Source organism: Nocardioides sp. (assembly GCF_034670285.1).
GTDB lineage: Bacteria > Actinomycetota > Actinomycetes > Propionibacteriales > Nocardioidaceae > Nocardioides.
On record NZ_JAXMNS010000168.1, the window covers coordinates 1 to 7,585 of the forward strand.

The 7,585-nt window shown below is 70.1% G+C and carries 8 protein-coding genes; 1 reads left to right on the forward strand and 7 read right to left on the reverse strand.

Annotated features, from left to right (window positions below; translation table 11 throughout):
• Positions 1 to 671 (forward strand): 5'-3' exonuclease (locus VOI19_RS10020; RefSeq protein WP_323792821.1); only part of this gene is annotated, 671 nt, incomplete at its 5' end.
• Positions 672 to 763: 92 nt separating this feature from the next.
• Here the strand turns inward: VOI19_RS10020 and VOI19_RS10025 are convergent.
• The 7 genes from VOI19_RS10025 to VOI19_RS10055 all read right to left on the reverse strand — a co-directional run.
• Positions 764 to 3,619, reverse strand: coding sequence for a DEAD/DEAH box helicase (locus VOI19_RS10025; protein WP_323792822.1), 2,856 nt, complete (start codon positions 3,617 to 3,619; stop codon positions 764 to 766).
• Positions 3,620 to 3,661: 42 nt separating this feature from the next.
• Positions 3,662 to 4,063 carry a hypothetical protein gene (locus tag VOI19_RS10030; RefSeq protein WP_323792823.1) on the reverse strand — a complete coding sequence of 134 codons (402 nt, stop codon included), beginning with the start codon at positions 4,061 to 4,063 and terminating at the stop codon, positions 3,662 to 3,664.
• Positions 4,060 to 4,893 carry a twin-arginine translocase subunit TatC gene (gene tatC / locus VOI19_RS10035; RefSeq protein ID WP_323792824.1) on the reverse strand — a complete coding sequence of 278 codons (834 nt, stop codon included), beginning with the start codon at positions 4,891 to 4,893 and terminating at the stop codon, positions 4,060 to 4,062. The genes VOI19_RS10030 and tatC overlap by 4 nt, the downstream gene beginning before the upstream one ends.
• Before the next feature lie 38 nt (positions 4,894 to 4,931).
• Entirely contained in the window at positions 4,932 to 5,186 is a 255-nt protein-coding gene (tatA, locus tag VOI19_RS10040) for a twin-arginine translocase TatA/TatE family subunit (protein ID WP_323792825.1), read from the reverse strand.
• Positions 5,187 to 5,243: 57 nt separating this feature from the next.
• Entirely contained in the window at positions 5,244 to 6,257 is a 1,014-nt protein-coding gene (locus VOI19_RS10045; RefSeq protein WP_323792826.1) for a WYL domain-containing protein, read from the reverse strand.
• Positions 6,254 to 7,219, reverse strand: a complete 966-nt coding sequence (locus VOI19_RS10050) for a helix-turn-helix transcriptional regulator (protein ID WP_323792827.1) — start codon at positions 7,217 to 7,219, stop codon at positions 6,254 to 6,256. The genes VOI19_RS10045 and VOI19_RS10050 overlap by 4 nt, the downstream gene beginning before the upstream one ends.
• A gap of 14 nt (positions 7,220 to 7,233) precedes the next feature.
• The coding region (locus VOI19_RS10055; RefSeq protein WP_323792828.1) for an FKBP-type peptidyl-prolyl cis-trans isomerase at positions 7,234 to 7,585 on the reverse strand (352 nt) is incomplete at its 5' end.

Here is a 7,585-nt window from a genome sequence, read left to right on the forward strand (position 1 = left end):
CCTCCGCCCCCGACGTCGAAGAGGTCCCTGACCCCCTCGAGGCCCAGCTGCCGATCATCCTCGACGTGCTGGAGGCGTTCGGCATCCGGGTGATCGGCGCCGACGGCTACGAGGCCGACGACGTCATCGGGACCCTGGCGACCGGTGCCGGCCAGCCGGTCGACGCGGTGACGGGCGACCGTGACCTGTTCCAGCTCGTCGACGACGAGGCCGACGTCCGGATCCTCTACATCGGCAAGGGCGTCGGGCGCCACGAGCGGGTCACCGAGGGGTGGATCGTCGACAAGTACGCCGTGACGCCTGCGCAGTACGCCGACTTCGCAGCCATGCGGGGCGACGCCTCCGACGGACTCCCGGGCGTGGCCGGCGTGGGCGAGAAGACCGCGGCCACGCTCCTGCAACGCTTCGGCGACCTGGACGGCATCATCGCCGCGGCCTCCGATCCCGATTCGGAGATGGCGCCGGGCCCGCGCAACAAGATCAAGACCTCGCTCGACTACCTCGCCGTGGCGCCCACGGTCTGCGAGGTGGCCCGCGACATCGACCTCGACCGCTCCGACCTCACGCTCCCCCGGGTCCCCGCCGACCCCGACCGCGTCCTCGCCCTCGCCGAGCAGTGGGGCCTCGAGTCCCCCGCCGAGCGCCTCGTCAAGGTGCTCTCCTCGCGCTGAAGTTGTTGTCGTTTGGTCCCAAACGGCGAGTTTGCGGGCCGGATCGTTGTCGTTTGGGACCAAACGACAACAATTGCGACCGCGCTAAGCGCCTACTCAGCGAGCCCCGAGTAGGCCACGACCCCGCGCCGCATCGCCCGTACGGCGTCGCGCGCGGTGGCGCGCAGCGGCGTGTCGCCCGCAGCATCAGCGACCTGTCCGGCGAGGTCGAGCAGCTGCTTCATCCGCCGCACGAAGTCCCCGGCCGACATGTCGGAGTCACCGATCAGGTCGTCGAGGTCGTCGCCCTCGGCCCACCGGTAGGCGATCCACGACATCCCCACGTCGGGAGATCGCAGGAAGTCGAGGTGGTGCTCGCGCTCGAGGCTGTCGAGGTCGGCCCAGAGGCGTTGGGTCTGGTCGAGGGCCTGCTTGACCCCGTTGCCCGGCACCCGCGGCGCCCGGACGTCGTCGGCCCGCCGGGCCTCGTAGACGAGCGCGGAGAGCGCGGACGCGAGCCCCGCGGGTGACAGGTCGTCCCAGAGACCGTGCCGCAGCGCCTCGGCCGCCAGCAGGTCGACGTCGGAGTAGAGCCGCATCAGTCGCTTGCCGCGCTCGGTGACCTCGTCACCGTCGAGGTACTCCAGCGACGTCAGCACGTCGCACACCCGGTCGAACTGGCGCGCCACGGTGTTGGTGCGCTGCTCGATGCGCCGACGCAGGGTCGCTGCGTCCCGGTCGAGCTTGAAGTAGCGCTCGCTCCAGCGCGCGTGGTCCTCGCGGTCGGTGCACCCGTGGCACGGGTGGGCCCGCTGCTGCTCACGCAGCGCCGCGATCTCCTCCTCGGCCTGGCTCGACAGCCCCACGGTCCCACCGGCGCTGCGGGTCGGGGGCGGCGTGAGGCTGTGGGTGCGGTCGCGCAGGGCGGAGGCGAGGTCCCGGCGCATCTGCGGGTTGCGCCCGTTGAAGCTCTTGGGCACCTTGAGTCGCGTGATCGCCGTGACCGGCGTCGGAAAGTCCATCATCGCCAGGCGGCGCGCCTGACGTTCGGCGGTGACGACGTACGGGCGGGGTCCCCCGTCGTCGGGCTCCGACCAGCCGGGGTCGATCACGACGGCATACCCGGAGAACTTGCCGGCCGGCACCATGATCACGTCGCCCGGCTTGAGCGCCTTCAGCGACGCGGCCGCCTCGTCACGACGATCGGTGCGCCGCGCACGACTCGCGGACTTCTCGACCTCGCTGATGCGGCGGCGGATCCCGGCGTACTCCATGAAGTCACCGAGGTGGCACTGCGCCGCCTCGGCGTAGCCCGCGAGCGCGTCGTCGCTCTTGGTCAGCTGTCGGGCGAGCCCGACGACGGCCTTGTCGGCCTGGAACTGGGCGAAGGACTGCTCGAGCAGCTCGCGCGAGCGGGAGCGGCCGAACTGGTGCACGAGGTTGACGGCCATGTTGTACGACGGCCTGAACGACGACCGCAGCGGATAGGTGCGCGTCGAGGCGAGACCGGCGAGCTCGCGCGGGTTCATCCCCGGCTGCCAGAGCACCACTCCGTGACCTTCGACGTCGAGCCCGCGTCGTCCGGCACGGCCGGTGAGCTGGGTGTACTCCCCCGGCGTGATGTCGGCGTGCGTCTCGCCGTTCCACTTCGACAGCTTCTCGATCACGACCGTGCGGGCGGGCATGTTGATGCCGAGCGCCAGGGTCTCGGTCGCGAAGACCACCTTGCAGAGCCCACGCAGGTAGAGCTCCTCGACGACCTGCTTGAACGCCGGCAGCATGCCGGCGTGGTGGGCGGCGAGTCCGCGGGTCAGCGCGTCGAGGAAGTCGTGGTATCCGAGCACGTGCAGGTCGTCGGGCGGCAGGTCGCGGCACGCCGACTCCACGAATCCGCGGATCTCGTCACGCTCCTGGGCCGTGGTCAGACGGATCCCGGCGTTGAGGCACTGCGTCACCGCGGCGTCGCACGCGGCGCGGCTGGAGATGAACACGATCGCCGGCAGCAGCTTCTCGTGGTCGAGCCGCTCGATCACGTCGGCGCGGCCCGGGATCCAGACCCGTCGACCGTTGCCGACCTGCTTCCCGCCGGGACCGCCACCACGCTGGGCCCCGCGCTGGTTGCCCTTCTGGCTCCCCCGCTGGCCCTTGGGCGCTCGACGGTCCCTGATCCTCGTCGCCGCCCAGTCATCCCGCGCGATCTTCATCAGCTCGTCGTTGACGGGTGCGCCCTCCTTGACGAAGCCCGCGGCCGCGTCGACGTCGGAGGAGGCGAAGAGGTCGAGCAGACGTCGTCCGACCATCACGTGCTGGTAGAGCGGCACCGGACGCCGCTCCTCGACGATCGTGGTGGTCTCACCGCGCACCGTCTCGAGCCACTCGCCGAACTCCTCGGCGTTCGACACCGTCGCCGAGAGCGACACGAGGGTCACCGACTCCGGCAGGTGGATGATCACTTCCTCCCAGACCGCGCCGCGTGCACGGTCGGCGAGGTAGTGCACCTCATCCATCACCACGAAGCCGAGCCCGAGCAGCGTGCGCGAGCCTGCGTAGAGCATGTTGCGCAGCACCTCGGTGGTCATCACCACGATCGGCGCCTCGCCGTTGACCGAGTTGTCGCCGGTCAGCAGCCCGACCTGGTCGGCGCCGTAGCGGTCGACGAGGTCGGCGTACTTCTGGTTCGACAGCGCCTTGATCGGTGTGGTGTAGAACGCCTTGCGCCCGGTCTCGAGGGCCAGGTGGATGGCGTACTCACCGACGATCGTCTTGCCCGAGCCGGTGGGCGCGGCCACGAGCACGCCGCGGCCGTCCTCGATGTCCTTGCAGGCGCGCACCTGGAAGTCGTCCAGGGTGAAGTCGTAGAGGCTCGCGAAGCCGGCGAAGACCGGGTGAGCCTGACGAGCGCGGGACGCGGCGTACCGCTCGGCCGGACTGGCCACGTCGGGGTCGAGTGAGTCGTTGCGGCCAGACATGTCACGAGCCTAGTGGGGCCCGGGTGGCCACTCGGGTGAGGCTCAGCCGCCGAGTCGCAGGTGGACGGCGAAGGACGACGGCGCCGCGCCGAGCGCCTTCGCGAGGCGACCGACCGCGTCCATCGCCAGGTCGGCGCTGAACGACGTCCCCGGGACCAGCAGCGTGAGGCGCTCGTCGTACGACATCAGGTGCACCTGGCCGTGACGCCACGCCTGGTGCACCAGCAGCCGCACCGCCTCCGAGGCGACCGGGGCCGGATAGGCCTGGTCGACGGCGAGCAGGTCGCAGTCGACGTCCCTGTCGTCGCTCGCGTGCAGCACGCCACGCACGAGATGTCCGCCGGCCAGGGCATCGATGCTGCTCCAGGTGACGGGGCCGGAGCCCAGCACCTCGGGCAGGTCGAACGGGTCGACGGCGACGGGTGTCATCACGGGGGTGCTCACAGGGGCGAGGCCACGTCGGGGTCGAGGTCGGCGAAGCGGCGCTTGGCACGACGGCGGTCGTTGAAGCGACAGATGACCTCGGAGATCCCGAAGAGCAGCACCATCGGCACCGCCATGAGCGTCATCGTGAACGGGTCGGCGGACGGCGTGGCCACGGCGGCGAAGATGAAGACGCCGATCACGATCCACGGGCGGTAGGCCCCGAGCGCCTTGCCCGACACGATCCCGGCGAGGTTGAGCAGGATGACGAAGAGCGGGATCTCGAAGGCGATGCCGAAGACCAGCAGCGTGCGGCTGAAGAAGCTGAGGTAGTCGTCGAAGTCGACGAGGTTGGTGAGGCCCTCGGGGTTGAACCCGATGAGGATCTCCAGGCCCTTCGGCAGCGTGACGTAGCCGAGGAACACGCCCGCCAGGAACAGCGGGCCCGCGATGGCGGCGAAGAGCCGGCTCCACTTGCGCTCACGGGCGTGCAGCCCGGGCATGATGAAGGCCCAGATCTGGTAGAGCCACAACGGGCTGGTGAGCACGATCGAGGCGAAGGCCGTGAGCTTGAAGTAGATGAGGAGACCCGCCCCGGGACCGTTGCTGGTCAGCAGGTTGGAGTCCTCGGGCAGGCTCAGCTGCGCGGTGGTGATCGGCCCGTAGACGAGGTCGTAAACCTCCTGGAAGAAGACCAGCGACAGCACCGCCCCGGCGACGATGATCAGCGCGACCTTCAGGACGCGCGCGCGCAGCTCACGCAGGTGGTCGGACAGGGCCATCCGGCCGTCGGCCCCGACAGGGTGCACGGGACGGCCCGAGAACACGTTGGCAACGCCGGAGATCGACATGGCTTAGGTCGTCGTGTGGTTGAGCGGCGTGGGCCCGCTCAGGTGTTGTTCTTGTCGACCGGGGTCTCCGGGGTCACCGGGGACTCCTCGGTCATGGACGTCGGCAGCTCCTTGTCGTCGTCCTTGTCGTCGTCGTCGCGCAGGCCCTTGGTCTCGGCCTTGAAGATGCGCAGCGCCTGGCCGGTCCCGCGCGCCAGCTCGGGGAGCTTGGCGGCTCCGAAGACGAGAATGACGATGGCCAGAATGATCAACCATTCCGCACCGCCTGGCATTGCGATCAGCGGGTTCAACATGAGGCCCTCATCCGTTGGTGTCGTCTGTGCATGTCATGGAAGACGTACGTCTCGATCTTACGCGCTGGTGGTGGCGTAGAGCGCGAGTGCGTCCTGAGCGGCGGCCGTGAAGTCCGCGGTGAAGTCTGCGGGGGCGACCACAGAGGCATTCGGAGCCAACCGTAGAAGCAGTTTGGTCAGCCAGCGATGATCTGCGACGAGAAGGTCGACCTCGACGTGCTCGCCGCTGGGGCGGACCGCCTCCACCGGGTAGTACTCGATGATCCACTGCGCGTGCGGAGCCAGCCGCAGGGTCACCAGGGTGGTCGTGTCGTCGCTGCCTGCGAAGATCCCGTCGCTGAGGTCGCGCGGGGCCGTGGGCTCGGTTTTCACCGGGGTGTCGAGCACGGTTGCCGACGAGATCCGGTCGAGGCGGAACAGGCGCGGTGCCTCGGCGGAGTGGCACCAGGCGTCGAGATAGGCAAAACCGTGGTGCTGGGTGACCCCGCGGGGGTCCACGACGCGGTGCGACTGCTCGTCGCGGGTGGGCACGTAGTACTCGAGCTCGACCTGCACCTGCCGCGTCGTGGCGTCGCGCAGGCGCCCCGACAGGGCCGCCAGCTCGGCGTCGCGGCCCGGCTCGTCCAGGGCTGCGTCCAGGGGCACCTCGGCGGGGCCGTCGGCGGCGGCGCTCTCGAGCTTGACGAGCACCCGGTCGACGATCTCGACGGTCGCGGGCTCCGAGCCCGCACGCAGGGCGCGCAGCGCCACGATCATCGCCGAGGCCTCGGTGGGCGTCAGGCGCATCGGCCGCTCGAGGTAGTCGGCGTTGCTGACCCGGATGACGCCGTCGCGCTGCACCTCACCGGCCTCGCTCTCGAGGGCGTCGAGGTCGACGTCGATCAGGTCGTTGGGGTAGCCGCCGGGCATCCCGCACATGAAGAGCACCTTGAGGTCCTTGAGGACCTGCTCGGGCGAGACCCCGAGTGCCTCGGCGGCATCGACGAGGCGGACGCCGCCGTGGGCGTGCAGGTAGGGCACCAGGGTCAGCAGACGAGCGACCTGGTCCTTGGCTCCGCTGGGCGTGCTCATGCCAGGGCTCCTCTGAGTCGCGCGACGACGGCGTCGCGCAGCGTGGCGGGCTCCTCGACGTACACGTGGTCGCCGTAGCCGAGCACCTCGTCCTCGAGACCGACGTTGCTGCGGGTCAGGACCAGTCGGTCCCACGCCGTCCGGCTGTCGGGCCCTGACACGTCGGACTCGACGGAGTCGGCCATCGCCCGCAGCGGCAGTCCGGAGCCGGCTCGCACCAGGACGACGGCTCGTTCGGTGCTGGGGGCGGGGGCCAGGCGTCGGGTGGTGGCGGAGATGTCGAGGCCGGCCGGGATCTCGTAGGCGCCGGGCTTCCCGGTCAGCCTGGCCTCGCCCTGCACCCGGGAGAGCCGGAAGACGCGCTCGGCACCCCGGTCGGTGTCGAAGCCGAGGACGTACCAGCGACCGGCGTAGCGCGTGACTCCCCACGGCTGCACGTGTCGGGTGGCCGGCGTGGTGCCACCCGAGCGCCAGTAGTCGAACTCGACCGCGCTGCGCTCGGTCAGGGCCTGCAGGAACGCGTCGAAGGCAGGCTCGTCGGCAACGAGCCGCGGCTGGGCGATGTCGAGGGCGCTCAGGTCGACGTCGACCCCGGCCGCGGTGAGCTTGCGGACGGCGTCGGTGGTCGCCCGGGCGAGTCGCTGGTGCTCCCAGACCCGGGTGGCCAGACCGACGATCGCGGCCTCGTCGGGTGCCAGGTCGATCTCGGGCAGCGCGAAGCGGTCAGGGCGGATCCGGTAGCCCGGCTCGTCGTCGAAGTAGGCATCCATGTGGCCCACCTCGACCGGGACGCCGAGGCTGCGCAGCTCTTCCTTGTCGCGCTCAAACATCTTCTCGAACGCCTCGGTGGAGGCGTCGGGGTAGAGGATGCTGCGGATCTTGTCCTTGGCGACGAAGTGGCGCTGGACCAGGAGCATGATGAGCAGCTTCATCAGCCGCTCGGTCTTCGCCGCAGTGCTCATGGTCGTGCTCGCCGTCAGCCGGCGGCCAGGACGTCGATCAGGAAGTAGAGCGTCGAGCCGCCCGGGATGTCCTCACCCGAGCCCTGCTTGCCATAGCCGAGGTTCGGCGGGATCTCGAGCATCACGCGTGAGCCGACGTTCAGACCGACCAGGGCGTCGTCCCAGCCCTGGATGACGGCGCCGCGCCCCAGCGCGGTGGTGACGGTCTCGCGGCCGTAGGAGGCGTCGAAGGGCTTCTCGGCGTCGTAGGTCTGCTCGACCGAGACGTCCTCACCGAGGCCGGTGAAGGAGTAGGCCGGGTAGATGAAGGCGTGGTCCTGGGCGTACGGCGCCAGCACCGAGCCCTCGGGGGTGTCGACGGCCACG

Excerpts from the sequence above, each read along its gene's own strand:
- VOI19_RS10025 (WP_323792822.1), bottom strand. The coding sequence starts at position 3,619 with ATGTCTGGCCGCAACGACTCACTCGACCCCGACGTGGCCAGTCCGGCC.
- tatC (WP_323792824.1), bottom strand. The coding sequence starts at position 4,893 with ATGTCGATCTCCGGCGTTGCCAACGTGTTCTCGGGCCGTCCCGTGCAC.
- tatA (WP_323792825.1), bottom strand. The coding sequence starts at position 5,186 with ATGTTGAACCCGCTGATCGCAATGCCAGGCGGTGCGGAATGGTTGATC.
- VOI19_RS10045 (WP_323792826.1), bottom strand. The coding sequence starts at position 6,257 with ATGAGCACGCCCAGCGGAGCCAAGGACCAGGTCGCTCGTCTGCTGACC.
- VOI19_RS10050 (WP_323792827.1), bottom strand. The coding sequence starts at position 7,219 with ATGAGCACTGCGGCGAAGACCGAGCGGCTGATGAAGCTGCTCATCATG.